Genomic DNA, 21,294 nt, shown 5'->3' with positions numbered 1-21,294 from the left:
TAGACGTGCAGAGTTAGGTGCTGATCATGCAAAGTTTGACAAATATCGATAACCAGACGCAGAATTTTGATATTCTCCTTTTTGACAACTTTTCCAATCATTGCCTGGCAAACACCGTCGAGCCCCTGCGGGCGGCCAATACGCTGTCGCGCAAGCCCCTGTATCAATGGCGGTTCTTGACGATGGACGGCGCCGCGGTTGTCAGCTCCAGCGGCATGCAGGTGGCGCCTCATGGTCCGCTCAAAGAGGGCGCAGGCACGGCGCTGATGATCATGCCGTCTTATGGGTTTCGGGGTCTTGGCAGTTGGGACATCAGCCGAGGGCTGAGGGCTGCGGCAAAACGCTATACCTATCTGGCGGGGCTGGACACTGGCAGTTGGCTATTGGCCAGTGCGGGGTTGCTGGATGGCTATCGCGCAACAATCCACTGGGAGGAGCTCACCAGCTTTGCCGAGACATTTCCTGATGTTGATGCACAGCGTGAACGGTTTGTGATTGATCGGGACCGGATTACCTGCTCGGGCGCGATGGCCGCATTTGATCTGATCATGCATCTGGTCAGTGAAACCCATGATCCGTTACTGTCGGTGGAGGTTGCGCAATTGTTCATGACCCGCGATTCCGCGCGATCCCATGCGTCGTTTTCGCGGACCACCGGTAGATCTGTCGACCGTGCGATTTCCATTATGCAGGAACATCTTGAGCGGCCTCTCTCTGTGGGCGAGATTGCCCAGCAGGTTGGCTGCACGCAAAGAACACTGGAACAGCGGGTGCAGGCAGAATTGAATGCGACGCCGCAAGCAGTTTACCGCAGGTTACGGATGACTTTGGCACGGAAACTGGTGGGAGACACCGACCAGCGGGTGAGTGAAATCGCAGCCCGCTGTGGTTATGAAAATGCCAGCGCCATGACCCGCGCCTTTAAGGCGGAATTTGGTCAGACCCCACGCCAATTGCGCAGCCAATCCTGATTTCTGACTGCTATGTTATGGTCTCGGATCACGCAGGGTGCCCCGGCGCTGAGAATGGATATGGGGACGGGCCGGGATATCTCCCGGCCCGAAGTGGCGCTAGGTGAGGGCCAGCAAACTGTTCGGCGCTGCATTGGCAATCGACAGCGATAGAGATCCAAGCTGTTGCTGAACGGTGAGCGCGGCCAGACGAACGGAGGCCTGCTCCATATTGGTGTCGGTCATCGCACTGATGCCCACCTTCATACTGTCAGCCAACCTGCCGACAAAATCATTCTGATCCGACATTTGAGTGGCACTGGCGCCCAGCGCTGCGGCGCCTTCGATCGCATATTTCAGAAATCCTTCAATTTCGCCCAAGGCCGTTTGTGCACTGGCCTGATCGGTTATCGCGGTGCGATTGTTGATGTCGAAACTGGGACTTCCCTCAAAATCCAGACTGTCGACCGAAATGGTGGCGAGACTGGCCGTGCCCGAACCCTGACGATCAAATGATGCGGCAACCGTCAGCGATGTGCTTCCGGTTCCGTCGGTATCGGTCTTCAGCAGGTTGACACCGTTGAACTGTGTCGAGGAGATGATCGAATTCAGCTGTTCCGTCTTATGGGCCATCTGGGTTTCGATTTTGCTATAGTCCACCGCGCCGCTGCTGGCCATTATGGTAAGCTGCTTCATGTCCTGCAGCACCTCAGTCATCCGTTCTGCACCGACGGCGGCCACTGATGCGGTTGCCTCGCCAAGCGACAGGGAACCGGACACGGCAGAGAACCCGGCCACATCACTCTCCATCACCTGCGAAATGGCCCAGAGTGCGGCCGCGTCTTTTGCGGTGTTGACCTCTTTTCCAGTCGCAATATCCTCTTGGACCGTCTCCTTTTGTTCCACGGTGCCCCCAAGCATTTGCAGTGCGACCGCCGCACCCGAGTTGCTATTGATACTTGACATATTTGGTTGCCCTCCAATTGAGAAAACACTGCAAAAAGCTAAGCCCATCCCAGCTACTGAGATGAACCACCGGCCATTCTGGCAGTGCTCTGAACAAATGACTAAAATTCCCAAGCCCATATTTGGGCCCAGGATTGTGTTAAGTTCTGGTCAATGAATGTAGCGTCGGGGCGGTTTAACTGTGGCGAAAATCTGTTGAAAAGCATGACATTTAGTTGAATTGTTTCGACCTGACATCGCCGCAGCCAGTGTCAGACCGGACCGGGACGGGCTACCGCCAAAACTTCCTATACGGTCAATAGCCGCAGCAGGGTATTTGCGGTCAGCGACGGGTCACTCAGGGCAAAGCCTGTCTCGACTGTGCTATATTGAGTGTTTGATGCTTTGATGAATTCAAGCATCAGTTGCGGATCGGACATGGTCAGATCCATGCCGGCAATACAGGGTAGTTCCTCCTGATGCAGGGCGCTGGGAAGCGGTCCGATGACACGCTCAAAAACATCCGCTGTCAGCACCCGGATGACACCATTGGCTGTCTGGCATTGGAAGCCGCCACCTATCCCTGTGACATCGCTATATAGCTTACTGAACCGTGCCTTTAGCGCGGCGTGCAATGCCTGGTCCGCCAAGATGTTGATGCCGCAGATACCGGTGACCTTGTTTGGGTGCTGCAACCACTGGGGCACGTAGATCAGGTCGGGGCGATGTTGCTGGCACAGGAACAGTGACAGGCGGGGGAATTCGGCGTCAGGTAGCAGCGCGAGGGTGGTTTTTGTGCGCCCCGTTGTGCCGTCCGGCAGGGTCACATCGCGGCCAAATTGCAAATGTCCCGCCACCGTAAACCCGGCAGTTTCGGCCCGTTGGGCATCGGCAACCGAATTGGTGCTGTGCAAGGCAGACAGAGCCACGCCCTCACGCTGGCGAAGATGTTCATAAACATGCCGCCCAAAACAAAAATCGCCGGCGGGCACCTCATCCAGCAGGGTTTCATCATAGGTGCCCATGATTTCAATCAGGCATCCATCAAACATGGCCAGGCTGGTGCTGGTGCCCCAGGGATGTTTGCCGATGGCGGTCATGTTAAAGCCAAGCGATATCAGCCTTGCCCGCAGCCCTTCGATGTCATGGGTGGCCAGCAAAGGGTGATCAATGCCAAAGGATGCGTTCATGGAGAGCTCTCTTCCTTGGCGCTGAAACTAATTCTGGCATCGCCGCGGATACTGGCTTTGGGTCCAACCGCAAGCGCGCCCTGCGGGATGTCCTGTACCACGATGGCGCCGGCCGCAATATTGGCATGGGCACCTATGGTGATGCCGCCCAAAAGCATGGCACCGGCGCCAATGACCGCACCGCGACCTATATGAGGGTGGCGATGCGATCCGCTATCGTTCAATGTGCTGCCAAGCGTCACGTTGTGCCAGATGGAGACATCCTCGGCGATGACAGCGGTTTCACCGACGACAAAACCCAAGCCATGGTCCAGCCACAGGCCTGCACCAATCTGCGCGGCGGGGTGAATATCAGTTGAGAACGCCCGCCCAAAGGCGGCTTTGGTGGCGAGAGACAGGTTGGTGTTGCCGTCCTGCCAAAGCCTATGCGCAACGCGGTGTGCCATGATGGCCTGCACCCCGCGTGAAAACAGCAAAGTGGCAGGGGGACCGCCGGGCTCAAAGTTGCGGAGGGCGGTCTCAGAAATATCGTAGCACGACATCTCTACCAGTTGCCGGTCACTGGCATAGACATCCCGCACCACTTTGCCGATTTCACGGCTGTTGCAGAGACTGGCAAACAAGGTGTCGGCTAATTCCGCAAAATTGGTGAACGGCCGCAGCTCAAGAAGCTTTGCCAGACCGGCATCACCAGCCAGCAGGGCCTGAATATCATCAGTCAGTTTCATCACGCCCCCCTTAGGACACATAGCCAAAAGCGATGCGTGGTATTGGCGCACTGTCAAGCCAGACGCTTTTGGCGGAGGTGTACTCCAACAGCGCATCGGTGCCGCTGGAGCGGCCATAGCCCGAATTCAGCGAGCCGCCAAAGGGTGAGGAGACATGGATCGCCTTGTAGCTGTTGATCCAGAACGTACCTGCGCGAACGGCGTCGGCCATCCGATGAGCGCGCCCCACATCACTGGTCCAGACCGCAGCTGCCAGACCAAAGCAGCTGTCATTGGCCAGAGCGATGGCCTCGGCCTCATCCTCAAAGGGGATGGCACAGACAACAGGGCCAAAGATCTCTTGCTGGGCGGCCTGGGCCGAGTTTGACAGGTTGCGAAGCACAGTGGGCGGTACAAAATACCCTTGCTCCTGCCGCTCTGTGCGAGACAGCACAGATGCGCCAGCCTCTCGGGCGCTGCTAATCATGCCGGTGACATGGGCATATTGCCGGGCATTGCTGATCGGTCCGACCTCGGTGGTCTCAGCCAGCGGATCCCCCAGCGTTATGTTGTCCATGCCGCTGGACAGCATCGCCACCAAATCCTCATAGATTGATTTCTGCACCAGCAGTCTGGACCCGGCGACACAGCTTTGTCCGGCACCAGAAAAGATCGCCGCCTGCGCCCCCAGACAAGCCTGTTCTAGATTGGCATCGTCAAAGACGATATTGGCAGATTTCCCGCCAAGCTCCAGCACGGCAGGTTTTAACGCGGTCGCCGCCGCAATGGCTACCCGCCGCCCGGTTTCAGGAGAGCCGACAAAAACCACCTTGCGTATCGCAGGATGCTCTATCGCTGCCTGACCCGCCGTTGGGCCAAGACCACAAAGCACGTTCACCAGACCAGAGGGAAGCCCAGCCCCTTCGGCCAGTTTGACCAGTGCAACAGTGGTAACGGGGGTCAGCTCGCTAGGCTTGATAACCACCCCATTGCCGGTGGCGATGGCAGGTGCAATTTGCCACCCACCGGTAAAGACCGGCGCATTCCACGGGGTGATCTGAAAGACAACACCCAGCGGCTCGCGCAATGTATAGTTCAGATGCCCCGATGGCACCGGGATCACCTCGCCGTGCAGCTTGTCGGCCCAACCGGCGTAATAGGCAAACATCTCGGCCACCTTGGCCACCTCAACCCGGCAATCGCGGATCGGTTTACCGGCAATGATCGCCTCAATCGTGGCCAGCGGTTCCACATGTGCCAGCACGGCCCGAGAGATATCCTGCATCACCTGTCCGCGCTGGGCGGCTGAAATGCCCTTGGCCCATCCCGGCTGGGCCTGCTGGGCCGCATCACAGGTCTGAACAGACAGGGCCACATCCGCGTCCGGGTAGCAGAACAACGCCTGCTCGGTGAAGGGGTCCACAAGGGTCACATCAGCGCCAGCCCCATCCAGCAGAACGCCGTTAATGAGGCTCTGAGGGCGGTCGCCCAACCCAAGCATGGCCATTGCATCCAGTAATGTTTGTTTACGATCAGACATTATGGCCTGCTTTCCCGTCGCGCGTGACGATTTGGTTGAAATCGGCGCTGTCTGCTATGTCCTGCGACTGGTTCAGCCAGATGTCTGCGATCTGCGCAAAACCGCTAAGCTCCACCCCGGAGGCCTTGGCGAGATCAAGGGCAAGCCCGACATCTTTGCGCATCAGCCCCATGGTAAACCCTGAATCAAAGCCGTCATTCAGGATCCACTTGGGGAAATTGACCTCACTCACGCCACTGCGGCCCGAGCCTGCGTTAATGCCTTCCAGCAGCGCCTCGGGGGCGACACCTGCGGCTTGACCCAGACGTACAGCCTCGCCAACCAAGATAAGATTGGCAGCGCAGAGCATGTTATTGGCGATCTTGGCCGCATGACCGGCGCCAGAGCCTCCAACAATCACCGTCTTGGCGGTGAGAATGTCCAATACCGGCGCAAGACGTTCGATCGCGGCTGTCTCTCCGCCCAGCAGCATCGTCATGCTGCCGGCATTGGCGGCCGCCGGCCCGCCGCTCACCGGGCCATCGACAAATGAAAACCCATGCGCATCCCCCAGCGAGGCCATAGCCTGAGAGGTGACAGGTTCGGATGTTGAGGTATCCAAAACAATGGCGGCGGGGCGAATATCTGCAACAATCTCGCGCATCACCGCGTCCACCACTGCGGCCTTTGGCAGGGAAAGAATGATGATATCAGCCACTTTTGCAAGCGCCTTAGGGCTCTCTGCGCCCCTTGCACCAAGATCCTGCATCTTGCTCAGTGTCGCAGGGTCGGGATCATAACATATCAACTGGCTGCCACTGGCAATCAGCTGCGCCGCCATGCCGCCGCCCATATTGCCACATCCAATAAGCCCAATTTGCATGTCCATAGTCCTTCTACTGACAGGGGTTTCCAGAACTATGGTTCATTTTCTTTCGGCAAAGAATGCCGGGCATTCGATGAATTCGTTGCGCTGGGCGCAACGATAAGCTGACTAAGCAAAGGCCGCCATCTTTTTCAACTGCTTGAGAAGAAGATCTGCCGCCTGCGGCAGCTTGCGGCCTTCCTTGCGCAGCAGCGAGGACACGCCACCCGCAAATACAGTGGATGTTATCTGGTGTGCGGTCATCATCCCGGACGACAGCTCATTTTCGACAACAAACCGCGGCAGGATGGTGTATCCCATGTCATTGCGCACAAAGGCCTTCAGCGCCGCAATCGAACCGGTCTCGACAATCGCGCGTAGCCGGATGCCGTGTTTGGCCTCAACCGCTGTTATCATCGCCCCAATGCCAAAGGTTTTGGGCGGGATGGCACATGGCATTTTTGCTAGGGTTGCCAGATCAAGAGGCTCTGTGCTGTCGTAAATGCCACCCCTGCGCACCAGCGCGACAAGAGGCTGCGCGGCGCAGGTCTCGACCCTGATCTGCGGGGTTTTGGGGACATTGTAGGCCAGTCCCAGATGGGCTTGCTCTGAGGTGATCTGTTGCATCACATGTTCGGTCGATCCCACCGTTATGGCGAAGGTGATATCGGGGTATTTGGCGGAAAACCTGGCCAGGGCGCCATCAAACAGGTCGCCGACAAAGCCTTCGCCGACCGCGATTGTCACTTTGCCACGTTTCATCTGCGCAAGGGCATCAAATTCAGACCGGAGAAGATCCAACTCACCGCTCTGCCGTTTTAAGAACGCCACCAAAAGCACACCCGATTCAGTTGGCCGAACACCGGATCTTCCACGTTCAATCAGCGTCGTGGACATGGCAGTTTCCAGTGCAGAAATATTCCGGCTGACAGTCGAGGGCTCCAGGCCAATCTGCTCGGCTGCCGCTCTGACGGTTCCGGTCTGAACGGCGACCAGGAAACAGGTGGTCTGTCGGGGATCAAGTTGGGTCATGGCGCGACTCTGGCGCAACATGGCCCCCAATTCAATGCGCCAAAGCCGGTGTTTCAGGTTGAGTTTCAGAGACAGACGTCTGTGAGACGCGCATGAGATGCGCCGGTATTTTGTGCAGATATGAATTTTCTGAAGAAAAAGTATTTTGGCCCTTGCGTCGGCCCTGCGCATTGTCTAAATCCCGCCTCACCGGGTCGTTAGCTCAGTTGGTAGAGCGCTTCGTTTACACCGAAGATGTCGGGAGTTCGAGCCTCTCACGACCCACCATCTAACCATTTGAAAACTAAAGATATTGAATGGTTGCGGCGGTGGTTTACGAAGTGTTCCTCAGTTCTTGGAACCTAGGACGCTCCGGATCATGGTAAAATCAACCACATCAGCAGCTTTGCGCAGGTAATCTGGGCTGAATCGTGCATAGACCCGTTCGGTGATTGCGACGTTAGAGTGGCCAAGGTACTGGCTGATTTCGCTCATTGGCACCCCGGCCTCGGCCATGTGAACGGCTGATGTATGTCGGAAGACATGCGGGCTGATATTCGGGACCCCGGCACGCGCCGCTAGGCTTACGATTCCCTTGCGGATGGATTTGACAGGTCCGCCAGCCCATTCAACCACATGATCACTTAATGCGGCTTCGCGCGCTTCTTGCAATGCGGCGCGCAGGCCTGCGTTGATCGGAACAACAGCGCGGCCCTTGCGGGTGGTGCTCTCGCTGATGCGGAGATCGATCAAGCCACGATCGAGGTCCACCCTGTCCCAAGTTAATTCTAAAATGGCAGAAACCCGACCTGCGGTGGACAGCATCAGAAGGGCAGCAAGACGGATGTGCGGTTCACACGGGGCGGCAAGGATTTTGGCGATTTCGGCACGGGTCATATAACGGTCTTTTGGCGCCGGTTTCTGCGGTCTTTCGATGGCTGGCGCGCGCTCGATCCGGCCTGTTTTCTCAGCCCATTGCATGGTGGTGCGCAGGTGCCCAAGTTCTGTCCAGATTGAACCGTCCTTGCGCCCGGCCTGGCGGCGCATGGATGTGTAGTCTCGACAATGCAGGGTGTCGATTTGGTCGGGGCGCAGCGCGCCAAAATGCGGGAGGATGGCTTTGCCAGTGTAGCGCATTGTCGTTGCAACTGAGCGCCCCTGCCGCTCAATCAGGTAATCATCCCAGATCTGCTGAACAGTCTGGCCAGCGGGGGTAGGGTTCTCTTTGCGATAAACGTCTATTGCTTCGGCTTCTGCGTCCTTTCGGGTGCGTGCCTCAAGCTGACGGCGAATTCGTTTGCCGGTGCTATCATACCAATAGACACAGAGTCCGCCTCTAAGCCGTCCGATGTTGATTTCGGGCATTCGTATTCCTCCACTGCATCCCTGGGTATCCGGATCATGCGACCAACGCGGAATCCGCGCAAGGCCCCGCTTTTCACCAGTAGACGCACGGTTTCACCAGAACAGTGCCAGCGCTCGCCCAGTTGGTCAGGCGTATATGGTCGGGCAGGTGTCATGCGGCCAGATCCTCCATTGCATAGCTACCCCATTGATCGGCCATCGCGAGTGCAATGCCGGTGAATGTCTTAGAGCGGGTTTTCCACCGGTCAGGTCCGGGCGGGGCTCGGTGGATCGCTGACCAGCGTTTGTGGTCATCAGTGCCGCGCCTTGGTGGTGTCAGTCGGTTGGTAGCGACCAAGGGTGGCAGGTCGCGCAAATAAAGGCCGGTGCCCTTGAACGCCTCTTCGCCAAACCACCACGGCTGTACGGTCTGTGCGGCGGGCTGAAAATTCTCGATCAGCGCCTTGGCGTGTTTGTGCATCACCGGATTTTCCACAGCTACGCGCGGCACTGGCGCATTCCAGCAGGCAGAAAACAACGCGGCGCCATCATCCAGCTCTGCCCACATCTCGGCCTTGGTGCGTCCCGGTGGTGGAGTATGCAGCCAGCGCACACCGCTGTTGCACAGCCGAGTGCAGGGCGGGTGCATCACCACCAGCAGATCCCAGCCATCATCCAGCACATCTCGCACGTCGCATTGCATGTGGCGGTTGCTGCGATCGTCGGCAGGTAGCAGATCACAGGACCATGCGTCGTGTCCTCGATCGAGGAATGCGCGACGAACCTCGCCCGAGGTCTCGCAGCCGACTAATACGCGTAGGGCTTTCATGGCGTCCTCCTGGTTTCCGTCGCTGGCCCTTCGATCGAGAAGGGCCACAGAGAGAGATCAGAGACCCCGCCGCCACCCGGCCAAGGGATTACGGCGGCGGGGGTATCAGTCAGAGCGACCGATCAGGGGGTTTCGGGGGAGCCGTAGAAGGTGGGCAACTTAGTCTTTTCCTGGGCGGTGTTCACAGCCTCTTTCAGGGCGTCATAGAATGCCGCTTCAGGGTTATAAATCGTCAGCCGGAAAGAGACCGCAGAGCCGTTTTTCTTGAAGCTGAACCGAACCGGAAGGCGATAGTTGACGCCCTGGTCAAATACCGGGATGGCGATCAGGAAAAGATTTGGGATGGAGAGCGGCTTGCCCTCGGCGTCCTTGTTTTCATTCTCGAATGACATTTGCACGGTGCCGTCGTCCGGGTTGCGCTTGGTGATCAGATTGCTGCTCACATAGATCTCCAGATGGCGGGACATTTCCATCAGGCGGGCAAACTGGCCGTAGCGGCCCTTCAGCTTGGCGGCGACCTCGATCAGGGGCTTTTCCCAGGGCTCCGCATTTTCTGGTTTGCCGCTGCCCAGCAAGGCCGGGGAGGGATCGATAATGTCCTTGGCGTGTTCTTCGATAAATTCTCCCAGCTCGGATTTGGCCAGGGTCTTTTGGGCGACTGCATTCCAGATCTTCCATTCCTCGGAAACCGGGAATTTGTAGAGTCCGCGGTGGCGGCAGTACCGAGCATTTGCATCGCCGGTTTTTGGATCGAGCTGCGGGGCGCTTTCTGGGTGGTAATCAATAACGCTGGTGAGCGATGGTTGCTGGCGTGACTGGTTGGCAAACACCACCGATTCATCGCCTTTGAAGCGATTGGTCCAGTCAATGAAGCTGTCCAGCGTTTCAAATTTGGCGGTGCCGGTCTTTTGCGCTGGTTTCAGGTGGGTTGCGGCCTTGCGCATCTGCTCTGTCACGTCCGCGACCGTGCGGCCTTTGGGAAGGCTCAACAGGTGCGCGGCTGACAGGTCAGTGCGATCGGCGTTGGTGTCAATCGGCTCAGCTTTACTAAGCTGCTCTACGGTCTGGCGCATTGTTTCAGCGATATTTTGAACTTCTGGGTGTTCCATGATTGTCCTCTTGGAATTGAGTTGAAGGAATTAGCCTGCGGTGCGCAGTTCGGTTTCACCCGGCGAAACATCCCGGATTTCCATTTTCAACTGCGCAGGGTTGGCGGGGGTGATCCGGCCTTCTCCACCCTGCCAGGCAACGGCAGTGGCGGCGGGTTTCTGGGGCTCTTTGGCATCGCATTTGGCGGCGATCTGAAACATGCCGGCGCGATCCAGTTTGTAATTCAGCTTGATGGTAAAGCTGCCGGTTGCCTCTTTGCTATTGGTCTCGACAAAATCATCCATCGATTTGATCAGCGACTCGTGTTTGTCGTGAACCTCCATCAGAAATTCGCCGCTGTCGGGCAGTGAGAGGATTTGGTCGATCGTTTTCATGTCATGGGGTTTGCTGGTCATGGCGTCCTCTTAGGTTCCTTTGTTGGATGGGTTTGTGGCGGCGGGCTTGGGGATGGCGCCGCGCCAGGCGTCGTAGTCTGAGCGCAGGTGTTGAAAGCGCAGGGCGGCGCGCTGATCGGTGCCCACGTCGCGGCTGCTGACGATATTGCACCAGCCAATGACAAAGGCGCGCGGTTCGCCGGGGAACTGGTGAACCTTGCGCAGGAAATCAGCGAACCGGGGCTCGTTGCAGAGCATGCCTGCCTGTTGGGCAGGGGGCAGGTCGCCGAACGGGGTTTTGGATGATCCTGGCATCTGGTCCGATCCGTGAAATTGGCGGGGGCGCGGTTGGTAAAGTCCGTGAGTGGAATTGCGCCCCCCCTGTGGCGGGCCGCAGCGCGCCGGTGTGGGGAAAAGGGCCGGGGGCAAGTGACCCCCGGCCAAGTGGATGCCCTAGCTGCAGGTCGCTGGTTCGGGCACCATGGGAGGTTCGGTGGCTTGGATGCCGGCGGCCGGGCGCTGCGCGCTGTCGATCCAATTCTGGATCGCCTCATCCTCTGTCCAGCCAATGGCAGCGGTGCCATGCAGCTGGATCTCGAGCGCAGCGCGATATGGCACCTGAAATGGGTAGTCCCCGCCGGTTTCAATCACCGCGCAGGCGACCGCGTCGCGGCGTTCGTCCAGGGGCAGGGCAGCCAGCGTGTCCGCAAATCGGTTAGCGAGGGTTTGGAACATGGTCACTCCCCTATGCCGCTGGAGGCAGTGCATGCCCCTTGGCCTGTGCGATTGCGCGGGTTTTGGCAGCAACTCGGTCCAGCGTCTGGTCCAGATTGTTTGGTTCTGGCGTCGGTTCCGGGCGATCGATCAAATGCGCAGCCCGCAGGCGGGCTGGGTCAAACGCCTGACCGCGTGCGGCCTTCAATACGGCCCAGGCGGCCATGAACAGGGCGGGGTTGTCCAGGTAGTCCTCGGGCCGCGAAACGATTGTGCGGGGCGAGGAGATAGTCTCCTTGGGTAGATCTTGAATCTTTACCTCCATCGGTTGATACAGCAATGCTTAAACTAAGCAAATTGCGTAGGTCAAGTGCAAAAGTAAGCAAATTGTTTAGTTTTAACTTTATGCAAGAAACGATGAGATCCCAATGTTGGGAGCTAGTAGATTGCTCTTTAGTGGCCATCTAAGCATCCATGCGTAGGAATGCGCGAACGTAATTTTCTTTCAACGTCAGGATTAGAAGTTATGAACGAATATGAGCATCTTCGTCTATTGAAGTTGGCGCGTTGTTTGTCCGGTCTACCACTGGATTTCTGGGTAGATATCACCGAGGGACTAGATCACAAATCTTTAGAGATCCTGGTCGGTAGATCTTCAATTTTCCCGAAATACGTAAACTCTAGAGGTAAGCCATAGCGTTTTCTGAGCTTTTTCGCCGCGTTCAGCGACAGTTCACGGCGGGCATTTTCAAATGGACCATATGTTTGCTCTGTCATATCGGCACGCTCGGCAAATTCTTTCTTGGTTAACCCAAGGATTTCCCTCACCCTTTTCAGGCGTGCCGCTACGGCTTCAATGTCGTCTTCTTGATCTTCAAGCATGAGTGCATTCTATCGTTTTGCTTGATTGACGGCACTGAGCAATTTGCGTATTTACAAAATACGCAAATTGCGTAGAAGTGTGGTTATGAGAGCAGGGAATAGAACACAATCTGTTGCGGACTTTCTTGAGTCTGCTGGACGCGGTCAGTTTCAGCGTGAAACGGGCTTGTCGGTTCAGCTGGTTACTCGGGCCAAGCGTGTTGGTTTGTTTCCAGCACACTGGTTTTGGGTGGTCCGAGAATATTGCAATGCGAGAGGCCTCGATGTCCCGGAGCACCTTTTTAAGGGGCACCCTGAAGCTAATGGAAAGGACGCCGCATGAGACCTCCATATCTGACCATTGTTGTAAAAAATGTTGTTTCATGTGCCGATACTGGCGCAGATCAGCAGCGAAACTCTTGGTCAAATCAATTTGACCCCTATTGGCTAAAATCCAACGCGCCTGATTTGTGGTCGGGATATTTCAGATCCCGGTTCCGTAGTCCGCGTGAAGTGGCGCTGTTTTGCGATGTCAGTTTCCAGACCGCATTGAACTGGTGGGGGGCTGTGACCGCGCCAACTAGCCATATCGCCCTGTTGGTCATGCTGACCGACCCCGACGCGTCAGCGTATTTCGCAGCTGAATTGGCCCGGGCGGCATGACCGGCCCTTGTTCAGAAACCGGCGGTTTGATGGAATTTGGCAATCAACGGAGGATGGCATGATGCAGAGAACGCAGTATGTGCAGCCGGTGTCGGTCGATGATCTGCCCGAATATCCGCTGACGTCAGATGACCGGCTGGACAGTCACTATTTCATGGTCTGGGAGCGCCGCCGTTGGCTCAATTCGGACATGCGCCTGAAGGGCACACCAGAGTGCCGGGCGCTGTATTTCGATCTCACCAACATTGCTTATGACCATTCACCTGTTGGCACTTTGCCGGATGATATGGATGCGCTGGCAAAGATGATATTCATCGATGCCTCCCATTTTAAGGCGCTGTGTGCGCTTGAATATGGGCCGCTGCACAAGTGGAGGCGCTGCCTCTGTGAGGGGGGCGAGATCCGGTTGATGCACCCGATGGTGCTGAAATCCCTGAATGAGGCCATTGCCCGCAAAGAGGACAACCGCGCCCGCAATGAGGCGGCCAATACAGCCAAACGGCTGCAGCGCCTACGGGTCACCGTGGCAGGCTATCAGGTTGACTTGGCCAAGAACGATGCCGCGGTGCGCTGGATGGATGAATGGCTGACCAAAGAGGGCTGCAGCTATCGCGGCGGCGAGTGGATCGAGCGGGCAATGCGCGCCTGGTCAGATCATATGTTCGATCTGGGACGGATGCGCGGTCAGGGACGGGCATGACTGTCCGAGACTGTCCGAAAGACACTTTAAGACAGTCTCGGACAGTCTTGGACTGTCCTGCACGACAGGGACACAGACAGGGACATAACAAGACAGCAGGACAGTTGCGCGACACAGCAGCGGTCCTGCCTGTGGATAAGTCGGAATTGCTGAGAAAGAGTGAGGGCAGAAAATGGATGCGATAGAACAGGCTGCAGGTGAGAAGCGGGTAATGTCACACCTGATTGTACCATTGCAGCGGCGCGGGTTGGCGCGGCCATCGACCCTGCGACAGGCGCAGTTTGAAGCCATGGTCGATGATCTGTGCAAGATGCTTGCATATATGTCGGGCATCAATCTGCAGGCGCTGGCCGAAGTGGTTGCAGCTAATCCCGGTGGCAAGGGCGCGGACCGGTTCCCGATTGCCAACAAGATCCTTGAATGGGCGCGCCAGATCCAAACGCCCGAGGAAGATGCCTCGCCGTTGCAGCGGGCTGTTTTTGCGGCGCCGGTGGGGCGTGCTGCGTTGGAGGGGCTGTGGGCGCCTGAGTTGTTGGCACTGATAAAGGCGGAACGAAAATGGCCAGGTCGGTGGTCGGTATCGCAGATTAAGACGCAAGCTGATGATGCAGTGCGGCGGTTGCGGGATGTTGAAATGCGTTTGTCGCGCGGTGACCAGCTGAACCAGGAGGATCTGCAATGGCGTGACCGCCGCCGCGCCGCAATCCAGCGCTGTCAGGACATTGCCGTCATGGCGCAGAGCGAGGTGCAGGTATGAATGCGGTGGTTGTGATCGTCTCGCCCGATGGTTCGGCGCGGCTGGAAGCTGAGCGCGTCAGAATAGATGCGGTCAAAGCGGCGGGTCATGTGCCGCCCGAATGTGGTCCTGAAATCCCCGAAGCTCCAGCGCGTGGCGCGTTTCGGGTGTTTCAGCCGCAGCAGCTGTATCCAGAGGGCGCCGAGGGCTATTCCAGCAAACCGGCAGGCTATCGTGGCCGCTCGGCCATCCAACGCGCCGATGCTTTTGATGTGATGGCGGCCAAGGCTGCGCGGCACAATAAGCCGTCGCCATTCTCGCCTGGGCAGGTACAGATGGGGCGGCATTACCGCGACCTAGTGGAGCGGTATGAAAGTGCCGGCATCAAATGTTCCTCGCACGAAAGCCTTGGTGGTGGCGGTGGCCAGGGTGGTGGGTTCATCGATGCGGTGCTGCGAGACCGGGAGGAGATTGAACTGCTGCGCCGCCGAATTGGGACTGGATCGGCCATGGTAGTGCGGCGCATCCGCCCATCAAAGCGCGGCTCGCGGGTCTCGATCACTGATCGGCGATTGGTCGATATGGTGTGCTTGGAAGACAAGACGCTGAGTGATGTGCTGCGAGCGCATGGGTGGGCAATTAAGGGTGAATTGATCAGCTCGCTTCAGATTGCAGCTGATCAAACGTTTCAGAGAATGGCTGATTCTACACACTAACGCAGGATACCATCGCATGATCTAGATTGAAATAACACCCACCCAATCGGGGCATTTCCTTTTGGATGTACAATTGTAGAATGTACATTCAATATTGTCTAAACACATCTTCAACCGCCCACAGAACAAATTCAATATCAAACCCAAACACATTAAATACGACAAGAGAAATTATAAATGCCGGAATCATCACGGCAATATATGCAATTATAGTTGTGAGGCAGAATAATATTCTAGATGCAGGCTTGTAATAGTGCAGTAAGAATCGATAGTAACGATAGGTGAATAGCAGGAAAAACAAAATAGACACAACTTCGACCAATACCTTTATCGCATTTTGCGAAAAATTCACGACCCCAAATAGCTGAAGGTTTTCAGGGTACTCCCTGAGCAACATGCCAGCTGCAATGTTTGTAGAAACAAGAGAAAATGATAGAATACCTGATACAGCAATTGCTACACCCGAAAAATAGCACAATAGGCGAAATGAGTATCCTGCACCAGAAGTGAGCCCCCAAATTCTACCAGTTGCAACGTTGGCTAATACACTCAAAAGTATAACGCTGAAGCCAAAAAATAGAAATACAACAAATATTTGCAGCGTGATTTCGCTATCAAATCCACTAGGCATAGAGACTGTGATCGCATAAAGTACGTTAGATAGAAGGAAGAACTTTGCAGCCCGTTGATTGTCCTTCAACATCACGCGATACGACTTCCTTCCTTCCCCGAAAATCATCGCAGTCATCAGCGGGAAGAAGTCAACAAGTTCACCAAAGTTCTTTTCTAGAAATTTTTCCATATTGGTCTAGGCCCCAGTCGCACATTACTTGACGTGGAAAAGGTACAACGAAAAATATCTTTGGTCTACCGACCAGAGTTCTCACAGATGTACTCAACTAATTCACAGTCAGAAAAAAGGCCTATTTCAGTCTTATTATTTCATAATTTCAGCAAAATGCGAGATCGATTTTACCATGCTACGATCGGAAGGTGTGTCTTCCGACTCGCGGGTTTTGTACTTTGAGGCTCATCTGCCAAATTTGATCTTTCACTATTGTTCACTTTGGCACCCGGAGAATTACTGATCAGGGTTGATGTTTACATTGTCTCTTGACCATTAGTCCATCAGCATGCAAGTAATTCCATATCATCACCAAATGCGCCCACGGGAAACCGGCGGGCGCTTTTGCGTTGGGGCTTTCAAAAACTGTTGGTGGGATCATGGCGCAGCTCAAGGTTTGTGTAGCTGCTGGCTGCGAAGAGTTATCGACGCCTGGCCTGTCTCATTGCGATGAGCATGAACAGCGCCGCAAGGCTCGGTTGAAACAACAGCGGGCCAAGGCGCAGACCTCGCCAGCGGCCATCATGGCCCGACGTCTCTATGCAGATCCAAAGTGGGTGCGCACCAGCAAGGCATTCCTGCGGGACAACCCGCTCTGTGTCGATTGCCTAGAGTTGAACGTGGTAGAACCGGCCACCGACGTGGACCATATCGTGCCTCACAAGGGCGACCGGAAGGCGTTCTGGACCCGAAGCAACTGGCAGGCTCTCTGCCATCGATGTCACAGCCGGAAAACAGCCCATGAGGTGTTCCACCGCAAGGGGGGGTATCTAAAAACAGAGGCTCCAGACAGCAAACCGGCGGCATAACCTTTTAAAACGCGAGCGCGTAATTGGGGTAAAAGACCCAACCTGGAAAGGAGGGATTTAGATGAAAGGTAGAAAGCCAAACCTTCAGAATGTCGTTCCGATGAAGGAGGATATTCAGCGTGAAATCCCAACGGCACCAGGCTTCTTGTGCAACTTGGCACGGGATGTTTGGAACGAGTTGGCACCTGAACTGGCGAAAAAGGGGCGGTTAGAACTGCTCTACAAATACCAGTTCGGAACCTATTGCGCCTCTGTTGCGAACTTCATTTCCGCGACCAATGAGCTGGCGTTGGAGGGTCTGTATTACTCAACCGGAAAAGGCCGGAACGGTAATCAAAAGCGCCGCCACCCAGCGGTCGCGGTGCAAGAAACTGCGATGGGAAATATGCGCCGGGACTCGGCGCTGTTTGGACTGTCGCCGGTTGATGCAGCACGATTGGATACCGGCGGTCAGGGCGATTTGTTTGACGACGTGATGAAGCAGCTGAATGGAACCGATTGATCACCCGGTTTCCCGCTACGCCACTGGAGTAATTGAGGGAGATATCGTTGCCGGAGACCTGGTGCGGATGGCTTGCGAGCGCCATTTGATGGATCTGGAAACTGGTGCCGATCGCGGGCTGTACTTTGATTGCGCGGCGGCCAGCCGGATCATTCGCTGGGGTGGAATGCTGCAGCACACAACCGGGCCAATGGCGGGGATGCCGCTAAAACTGGAACCCTGGCAAGAGTTTCGCCATGGGTCTGTCTTTGGTTGGAAGCGATCGGAAACGGGGCTGCGCCGGTTTCAGTCCACCTATCACCAGGTGGGCAAGAAGAACGGCAAGACCACCGACACGGCGGTGCCGATGTTGTTCACGCAGCTGTTTGATGGTGAGGCGGCGCCGCAGGGCTATTGCGCCGCCACCACAAAGAACCAGGCGGGGCTGCTGTTCAAGGAAATGAAGCGGATGATCAAGCGATCGGCGTTTCTAAAACAGTTTATGGATGTGTCTCGAACAGCAATTGAGACCTCCAGAACAGACGGGCTGATCGCCTGTCTGAGCCGCGACGGTGATTCATCGGATGGGATCAACCCGAGCTTTCTGGCGCGCGATGAAATGCACCGCTGGACGGACCGCGAACTGGCCGACACCATTGTTGAAAGCATGATCGCCCGCGCCCAGCCGATCGACTGGGTGATTACCACTGCCGGGCAGGACCGCGCCTCTCTGTGCGGCGAGCTGCGGGACTACGGTGAAAGTGTTTTGCGCGGCGCGGTCGATGATGATTCATTCTTTGGTTTCATTGCCGAACCACCTGCTGACTGTGATCCGGCTGACCCGAAATTCTGGGCCATGGGAAATCCCAACCTCGGGGTAAGCAAACCTGTTCAGGCCATGCAGGACACTCTGAAAAAGGCGCAGGCGATCGCAGGGAGAATGCCGAACTTCAAGCGGTTCCACCTGAACCTGTGGACCGAGGGCGCAGAGACCTGGATTGCCCGTGATGTGTGGGACAAGGGCACGGCCTGCGCGCGGTTTGATCCGCGCATGCTGTATGGCCGCAAGGCCTGGGTTGGGCTGGACCTGTCCAACAAGATCGACACCACGGCCATTGTGGTGGCGGTGCCGGTGGATGGGCTGATTTACATGATCGCCTATACCTTTTTGCCAGAGGGTCCAAAGGGGTTCATCCAGCGGGCGCAGAGTGAAAAGCGGGAATATGTCGGCTGGCGCGACCAGGGCTGGCTGGAGGTCCACAAGGGCGGCACGATTGACGAAGAACTATTGGCCAACCGGTTGGAATGGATCCGGCAGAATTTTGATCTGCAGGAAGTGGCCTATGATCCCTGGGGCATGAAGTACCTGGCCGACAAATTGGACAAGCGCCGCTTTCCAATGGTCGAGCATCGGCAGGGCTATCAGTCGATGTCAAACCCGATGAAACGGTTTGAGGAACGGGTGATGGAAAACAAGATCCGCCACGGTGGCAACCCGGTGCTGGCCTGGCAGGTGGGCAATGTTCACCGCGACGAGGATGCCGCCGAGAACGTGAAGCCAAACAAGAAGAAATCCACCGGCCGCATCGATGCGGCGGTGGCCGCCATCATGGCGCTGGGACGCGCTGAACATGGCGAACAGAAACGCAAGGCACGGGAAATCGAGGTGGTATGAAGTTCTTTGGATTGGACATTTCGCGCGCCGGGCAGGTTGAGCCGGTGGCGGCACGGGTTGAACCGCCGGTCATGGATGCCTCGGCTGAGACCTCGGGCACCCTGAACCCCGAACCTTGGCTGCAGGATATCGGCTGGGGTGGATCACGCCCGAACAAACGCCTGCCACGGGTGACACCGCAGCGGGCCGAACAGAATGGCACCATATTTGCCTGCTGCAATAACATCGGCGGTGATCTGTCCAAGGTGCCGCTGAAACTCTATCAGCGCAAGGATGACGGGCAAGAGGTCCGGGTTCGCGATCATCCCGCTGCCTATTTGCTGAACCGGGAATCCGCACCAGGTGTTCCTGCAAAATTGACCCGGTTTGCCCTTGTCTATGCCTGGGCCCTGCGCGGCAATTCTTATGCTTACAGCCCGCGTGACGGCGGCGGTGAGTTGGAAATGATCGAGTTGGCACCGCAGGGCGGTTGCACGATGTTGCGGGCCGGGCGGGAACGGTTTTATGATTTTGAAGATGGGGCGGGGGTGCAGCGCCGGGTGCCGAGCCGGTCCATGGTGCATATGCGCTATATGGCGCTGGACGGATGGACCGGGCGATCACCTTTGCAGGTTGCCTCTGAGAGTGTTGGTCTGGCGATCGCTGGACAGGACGCCGCGGCGCGATCGGTTTCTGGGGCGATGGCCAAAGCGTTTATCAAGTTGGGCGATAACTACGAAGATGACGACGCCAGGCTGCGCAATGCCCGGCGGGTTAAAGATCAAATCACCCGGCCCGATTCAGACGGCATGCCGGTTCTTGGCCCCGATGACGATATCAAAAGTCTGGATCTCACGGCTGCGGATCAAGAGCTCCTGGCCACGTTGAAGTATGACCGCGAGATTTTGGCCGCGTTGTACCGGATGCCGCCGAGCAAATTGCAGATGCTGGAATACGGCGTCAAGGCCAACGGCGAACAACAGGCGATCGACTATCTGACCGATTGTCTGCTGCATTGGTCTGGGCAGGCCGAGGCGCAGTTAGAGATGACGGTGCTGACCCGGGCGGAACGGGAACGTGGTATGTTCTTGCGCCATGATTTTGGGGCGCTGTTGCAGCCGACGATCAAGGATCAATACGAAGCCATCGGCAAGGCTGTTGGTGGGCCATTTATGACACCAAACCACGGCCAGAAGGTGCTGGGGCTTCCTGTGACTGCAGGTGACGACAAGTTGAACCCCGCGCCAAATATGACTCGCGATGACAGCAAGACACCGAAAGGAAAAGAGGAATGAGCCGCACCAGTATTGCCGCCCTGATCGGGGCCTCGCCACTTGCCATTTCGGCAGAACATGGCCTGCCCATGTTGCAAATGGATTTGCCCAAAGAGGCCGCCCATGAACCAATGGCGATTGAGACCTCGGCGCAGGAGATCACGATCGAGCGCGGCCAGCGCTTCGCCATTCATCGCGGCGTGGCCTATGTGCCGGTGCGCGGCATCATAACGCCCAATTCAGCGATGCTGGAAAGATACCTCGGCTGGGCCACCTATCATGGGCTTGTGGAAACCATGGGCGCGATCACGGCCAGCGATGAGGTGCAGGCCACCGTGATGATTTACGACACCCCCGGCGGCGCCGTTCTGGGTATTCAGGGCGCGGTTGAAGCCATTCGCCAGGCCGCAGCGGCCAAGCCGGTTCATGCTCTGGTGCATCCACTGGCGGCCTCGGCTGGATATTGGCTGGCCAGCCAGTGCAGTGACATTGCCCTGACGCCAGGGTCTTGGGTTGGGTCTGTCGGCACTATGACCACGGCGGTGCAACCAATGCAGCCGGGCATGGGGGGCTATCAGGAATTCATTCAGACCTCGGCCCATGCCGGGGCCAAGCGTCCGGACCTGTCCAGCGATCACGGCAAAGAGTTGACGCAGCTGCGGTTGGATCAAATGGAAGCCGAATTTCTGGCTGACGTGTCGCGAGGGCGCGGTATTGGCGTTGAGGATCTACCGGGGCGCATGAGCCGCACTGAGAGCAATCGCGACGGCGGCGATGTGTTCTGGGGCGATGACGCCCTGGCGCGTGGCCTGTGTAATAGCGTCGAGACCATGGCCGAATTCATGGGGCGGATCGGCGGGCAATATGCGCCCAAGCCACGCCCCAAATCCAGCGCCTATGCTGCCATAGCAGCAGCTGCGCAGGCGACAGCCAACATCTGATTTCACCAGCACCTGCTGAGTGTTTTGCCCTGCGCATTTGCGGCGGGGTCTTTGGGC

26 protein-coding genes and 1 tRNA gene are annotated in these 21,294 nt (G+C 56.8%); 11 read left to right on the top strand and 16 right to left on the bottom strand.

The window, feature by feature from the left end:
- Positions 1-26: 26 nt before the first annotated feature.
- Positions 27-971: a GlxA family transcriptional regulator gene (locus QPJ95_RS22110; protein ID WP_270920117.1), complete on the top strand. Its 945-nt coding sequence runs from the start codon at positions 27-29 to the stop codon at positions 969-971.
- Positions 972-1,070: 99 nt separating this feature from the next.
- On the opposite strand, the gene QPJ95_RS22105 is transcribed toward QPJ95_RS22110, so the two are convergent.
- The 6 genes from QPJ95_RS22105 to QPJ95_RS22080 form a co-directional block, all read right to left on the bottom strand.
- On the bottom strand, positions 1,071-1,916 hold the full coding sequence (locus tag QPJ95_RS22105; protein WP_270920118.1) for a flagellin N-terminal helical domain-containing protein: 846 nt from the start codon (positions 1,914-1,916) through the stop codon (positions 1,071-1,073).
- Positions 1,917-2,203: 287 nt separating this feature from the next.
- Entirely contained in the window at positions 2,204-3,085 is an 882-nt protein-coding gene (locus QPJ95_RS22100; RefSeq protein WP_270920119.1) for a VOC family protein, read from the bottom strand.
- Entirely contained in the window at positions 3,082-3,813 is a 732-nt protein-coding gene (locus QPJ95_RS22095; protein WP_270920120.1) for a serine O-acetyltransferase, read from the bottom strand. The genes QPJ95_RS22100 and QPJ95_RS22095 overlap by 4 nt, the downstream gene beginning before the upstream one ends.
- A 10-nt stretch (positions 3,814-3,823) precedes the next feature.
- Positions 3,824-5,332 (bottom strand): aldehyde dehydrogenase family protein, encoded by a 1,509-nt coding sequence (locus QPJ95_RS22090; RefSeq protein ID WP_270920121.1) that lies wholly within the window; start codon positions 5,330-5,332, stop codon positions 3,824-3,826.
- The gene (locus QPJ95_RS22085) at positions 5,325-6,194 is read right to left on the bottom strand and encodes an NAD(P)-dependent oxidoreductase (protein WP_286018212.1); all 870 of its coding nucleotides are present in this window, start codon (positions 6,192-6,194) and stop codon (positions 5,325-5,327) included. Before QPJ95_RS22085 ends, QPJ95_RS22090 begins: the two co-directional genes overlap by 8 nt.
- A gap of 111 nt (positions 6,195-6,305) precedes the next feature.
- Positions 6,306-7,208, bottom strand: coding sequence for a LysR family transcriptional regulator (locus QPJ95_RS22080; protein ID WP_270920123.1), 903 nt, complete (start codon positions 7,206-7,208; stop codon positions 6,306-6,308).
- A 191-nt stretch (positions 7,209-7,399) separates the two neighbouring features.
- On the opposite strand from QPJ95_RS22080, the gene QPJ95_RS22075 reads away from it, so the two are divergent.
- Positions 7,400-7,475, top strand: a tRNA-Val gene (locus tag QPJ95_RS22075).
- Between the two features lie 60 nt (positions 7,476-7,535).
- Here the strand turns inward: QPJ95_RS22075 and QPJ95_RS22070 are convergent.
- The 9 genes from QPJ95_RS22070 to QPJ95_RS22035 form a co-directional block, all read right to left on the bottom strand.
- Positions 7,536-8,543: a tyrosine-type recombinase/integrase gene (locus tag QPJ95_RS22070; RefSeq protein ID WP_390923860.1), complete on the bottom strand. Its 1,008-nt coding sequence runs from the start codon at positions 8,541-8,543 to the stop codon at positions 7,536-7,538.
- Positions 8,426-8,707 carry an excisionase family DNA-binding protein gene (locus tag QPJ95_RS24400; RefSeq protein WP_390922784.1) on the bottom strand — a complete coding sequence of 94 codons (282 nt, stop codon included), beginning with the start codon at positions 8,705-8,707 and terminating at the stop codon, positions 8,426-8,428. Before QPJ95_RS24400 ends, QPJ95_RS22070 begins: the two co-directional genes overlap by 118 nt.
- The gene (locus tag QPJ95_RS22065) at positions 8,704-9,360 is read right to left on the bottom strand and encodes a hypothetical protein (protein WP_270920125.1); all 657 of its coding nucleotides are present in this window, start codon (positions 9,358-9,360) and stop codon (positions 8,704-8,706) included. The genes QPJ95_RS24400 and QPJ95_RS22065 overlap by 4 nt, the downstream gene beginning before the upstream one ends.
- Before the next feature lie 122 nt (positions 9,361-9,482).
- The gene (locus QPJ95_RS22060) at positions 9,483-10,469 is read right to left on the bottom strand and encodes a DUF2303 family protein (RefSeq protein ID WP_270920126.1); all 987 of its coding nucleotides are present in this window, start codon (positions 10,467-10,469) and stop codon (positions 9,483-9,485) included.
- A 30-nt stretch (positions 10,470-10,499) separates the two neighbouring features.
- Entirely contained in the window at positions 10,500-10,865 is a 366-nt protein-coding gene (locus QPJ95_RS22055) for a hypothetical protein (RefSeq protein WP_270920127.1), read from the bottom strand.
- Between the two features lie 9 nt (positions 10,866-10,874).
- On the bottom strand, positions 10,875-11,159 hold the full coding sequence (locus QPJ95_RS22050) for a hypothetical protein (protein ID WP_270920128.1): 285 nt from the start codon (positions 11,157-11,159) through the stop codon (positions 10,875-10,877).
- Between the two features lie 138 nt (positions 11,160-11,297).
- Positions 11,298-11,579: a hypothetical protein gene (locus tag QPJ95_RS22045; protein WP_270920129.1), complete on the bottom strand. Its 282-nt coding sequence runs from the start codon at positions 11,577-11,579 to the stop codon at positions 11,298-11,300.
- 10 nt (positions 11,580-11,589) lie between these two features.
- Positions 11,590-11,883: a hypothetical protein gene (locus tag QPJ95_RS22040; protein ID WP_270920130.1), complete on the bottom strand. Its 294-nt coding sequence runs from the start codon at positions 11,881-11,883 to the stop codon at positions 11,590-11,592.
- Between the two features lie 296 nt (positions 11,884-12,179).
- The gene (locus QPJ95_RS22035; protein ID WP_270920131.1) at positions 12,180-12,440 is read right to left on the bottom strand and encodes a helix-turn-helix transcriptional regulator; all 261 of its coding nucleotides are present in this window, start codon (positions 12,438-12,440) and stop codon (positions 12,180-12,182) included.
- Between the two features lie 318 nt (positions 12,441-12,758).
- On the opposite strand from QPJ95_RS22035, the gene QPJ95_RS22030 reads away from it, so the two are divergent.
- From QPJ95_RS22030 to QPJ95_RS22015, 4 genes are all read left to right on the top strand, one after another.
- Positions 12,759-13,082, top strand: a complete 324-nt coding sequence (locus tag QPJ95_RS22030) for a hypothetical protein (RefSeq protein WP_270920132.1) — start codon at positions 12,759-12,761, stop codon at positions 13,080-13,082.
- A 61-nt stretch (positions 13,083-13,143) separates the two neighbouring features.
- Positions 13,144-13,782 carry a hypothetical protein gene (locus QPJ95_RS22025; RefSeq protein ID WP_270920133.1) on the top strand — a complete coding sequence of 213 codons (639 nt, stop codon included), beginning with the start codon at positions 13,144-13,146 and terminating at the stop codon, positions 13,780-13,782.
- 211 nt (positions 13,783-13,993) lie between these two features.
- Positions 13,994-14,539 (top strand): hypothetical protein, encoded by a 546-nt coding sequence (locus tag QPJ95_RS22020; RefSeq protein ID WP_270920134.1) that lies wholly within the window; start codon positions 13,994-13,996, stop codon positions 14,537-14,539.
- Positions 14,536-15,234, top strand: coding sequence for a hypothetical protein (locus QPJ95_RS22015; RefSeq protein ID WP_270920135.1), 699 nt, complete (start codon positions 14,536-14,538; stop codon positions 15,232-15,234). The genes QPJ95_RS22020 and QPJ95_RS22015 overlap by 4 nt, the downstream gene beginning before the upstream one ends.
- Before the next feature lie 88 nt (positions 15,235-15,322).
- Here QPJ95_RS22015 and QPJ95_RS22010 read toward each other — a convergent pair whose 3' ends face one another.
- Complete coding sequence (locus tag QPJ95_RS22010) at positions 15,323-16,036, bottom strand: hypothetical protein (protein WP_270920136.1); 714 nt, start codon at positions 16,034-16,036, stop codon at positions 15,323-15,325.
- A gap of 422 nt (positions 16,037-16,458) precedes the next feature.
- Between QPJ95_RS22010 and QPJ95_RS22005 the strand changes: the two genes are divergently transcribed.
- From QPJ95_RS22005 to QPJ95_RS21985, 5 genes are all read left to right on the top strand, one after another.
- Positions 16,459-16,887, top strand: coding sequence for an HNH endonuclease (locus QPJ95_RS22005; protein ID WP_270920137.1), 429 nt, complete (start codon positions 16,459-16,461; stop codon positions 16,885-16,887).
- A 61-nt stretch (positions 16,888-16,948) separates the two neighbouring features.
- On the top strand, positions 16,949-17,389 hold the full coding sequence (locus tag QPJ95_RS22000; RefSeq protein ID WP_270920138.1) for a phage terminase small subunit P27 family: 441 nt from the start codon (positions 16,949-16,951) through the stop codon (positions 17,387-17,389).
- Positions 17,376-19,043: a terminase large subunit gene (locus QPJ95_RS21995; protein ID WP_286018211.1), complete on the top strand. Its 1,668-nt coding sequence runs from the start codon at positions 17,376-17,378 to the stop codon at positions 19,041-19,043. Before QPJ95_RS22000 ends, QPJ95_RS21995 begins: the two co-directional genes overlap by 14 nt.
- Complete coding sequence (locus QPJ95_RS21990; protein WP_270921231.1) at positions 19,040-20,317, top strand: phage portal protein; 1,278 nt, start codon at positions 19,040-19,042, stop codon at positions 20,315-20,317. The genes QPJ95_RS21995 and QPJ95_RS21990 overlap by 4 nt, the downstream gene beginning before the upstream one ends.
- A complete protein-coding gene (locus QPJ95_RS21985; RefSeq protein WP_270921232.1) occupies positions 20,314-21,237 on the top strand; it encodes a S49 family peptidase in 924 nt (307 codons plus the stop codon). Before QPJ95_RS21990 ends, QPJ95_RS21985 begins: the two co-directional genes overlap by 4 nt.
- The last annotated feature ends 57 nt before the right edge of the window (positions 21,238-21,294 follow it).

This window comes from Parasedimentitalea psychrophila (assembly GCF_030285785.1).
Lineage (GTDB): Bacteria > Pseudomonadota > Alphaproteobacteria > Rhodobacterales > Rhodobacteraceae > Parasedimentitalea > Parasedimentitalea psychrophila.
Note: the sequence above shows the minus strand (reverse complement) of the source record. Positions and strands in the feature narration are given on the sequence as shown.

Coding starts and splice junctions, on each gene's coding strand:
- QPJ95_RS22095 (WP_270920120.1), bottom strand. CDS start 3,813: ATGAAACTGACTGATGATATTCAGGCCCTGCTGGCTGGTGATGCCGGT.
- QPJ95_RS22010 (WP_270920136.1), bottom strand. CDS start 16,036: ATGGAAAAATTTCTAGAAAAGAACTTTGGTGAACTTGTTGACTTCTTC.
- QPJ95_RS22000 (WP_270920138.1), top strand. CDS start 16,949: ATGAAAGGTAGAAAGCCAAACCTTCAGAATGTCGTTCCGATGAAGGAG.
- QPJ95_RS22090 (WP_270920121.1), bottom strand. CDS start 5,332: ATGTCTGATCGTAAACAAACATTACTGGATGCAATGGCCATGCTTGGG.
- QPJ95_RS22065 (WP_270920125.1), bottom strand. CDS start 9,360: ATGAAAGCCCTACGCGTATTAGTCGGCTGCGAGACCTCGGGCGAGGTT.
- QPJ95_RS22085 (WP_286018212.1), bottom strand. CDS start 6,194: ATGCAAATTGGGCTTATTGGATGTGGCAATATGGGCGGCGGCATGGCG.
- QPJ95_RS21990 (WP_270921231.1), top strand. CDS start 19,040: ATGAAGTTCTTTGGATTGGACATTTCGCGCGCCGGGCAGGTTGAGCCG.
- QPJ95_RS22100 (WP_270920119.1), bottom strand. CDS start 3,085: ATGAACGCATCCTTTGGCATTGATCACCCTTTGCTGGCCACCCATGAC.
- QPJ95_RS22005 (WP_270920137.1), top strand. CDS start 16,459: ATGGCGCAGCTCAAGGTTTGTGTAGCTGCTGGCTGCGAAGAGTTATCG.
- QPJ95_RS22045 (WP_270920129.1), bottom strand. CDS start 11,579: ATGTTCCAAACCCTCGCTAACCGATTTGCGGACACGCTGGCTGCCCTG.
- QPJ95_RS22035 (WP_270920131.1), bottom strand. CDS start 12,440: ATGCTTGAAGATCAAGAAGACGACATTGAAGCCGTAGCGGCACGCCTG.
- QPJ95_RS22060 (WP_270920126.1), bottom strand. CDS start 10,469: ATGGAACACCCAGAAGTTCAAAATATCGCTGAAACAATGCGCCAGACC.
- QPJ95_RS24400 (WP_390922784.1), bottom strand. CDS start 8,707: ATGACACCTGCCCGACCATATACGCCTGACCAACTGGGCGAGCGCTGG.
- QPJ95_RS22055 (WP_270920127.1), bottom strand. CDS start 10,865: ATGACCAGCAAACCCCATGACATGAAAACGATCGACCAAATCCTCTCA.
- QPJ95_RS22050 (WP_270920128.1), bottom strand. CDS start 11,159: ATGCCAGGATCATCCAAAACCCCGTTCGGCGACCTGCCCCCTGCCCAA.
- QPJ95_RS22020 (WP_270920134.1), top strand. CDS start 13,994: ATGTCACACCTGATTGTACCATTGCAGCGGCGCGGGTTGGCGCGGCCA.
- QPJ95_RS22025 (WP_270920133.1), top strand. CDS start 13,144: ATGCAGAGAACGCAGTATGTGCAGCCGGTGTCGGTCGATGATCTGCCC.
- QPJ95_RS22015 (WP_270920135.1), top strand. CDS start 14,536: ATGAATGCGGTGGTTGTGATCGTCTCGCCCGATGGTTCGGCGCGGCTG.
- QPJ95_RS21985 (WP_270921232.1), top strand. CDS start 20,314: ATGAGCCGCACCAGTATTGCCGCCCTGATCGGGGCCTCGCCACTTGCC.
- QPJ95_RS22080 (WP_270920123.1), bottom strand. CDS start 7,208: ATGACCCAACTTGATCCCCGACAGACCACCTGTTTCCTGGTCGCCGTT.
- QPJ95_RS22040 (WP_270920130.1), bottom strand. CDS start 11,883: ATGGAGGTAAAGATTCAAGATCTACCCAAGGAGACTATCTCCTCGCCC.
- QPJ95_RS22105 (WP_270920118.1), bottom strand. CDS start 1,916: ATGTCAAGTATCAATAGCAACTCGGGTGCGGCGGTCGCACTGCAAATG.
- QPJ95_RS22110 (WP_270920117.1), top strand. CDS start 27: ATGCAAAGTTTGACAAATATCGATAACCAGACGCAGAATTTTGATATT.
- QPJ95_RS21995 (WP_286018211.1), top strand. CDS start 17,376: ATGGAACCGATTGATCACCCGGTTTCCCGCTACGCCACTGGAGTAATT.
- QPJ95_RS22030 (WP_270920132.1), top strand. CDS start 12,759: ATGAGACCTCCATATCTGACCATTGTTGTAAAAAATGTTGTTTCATGT.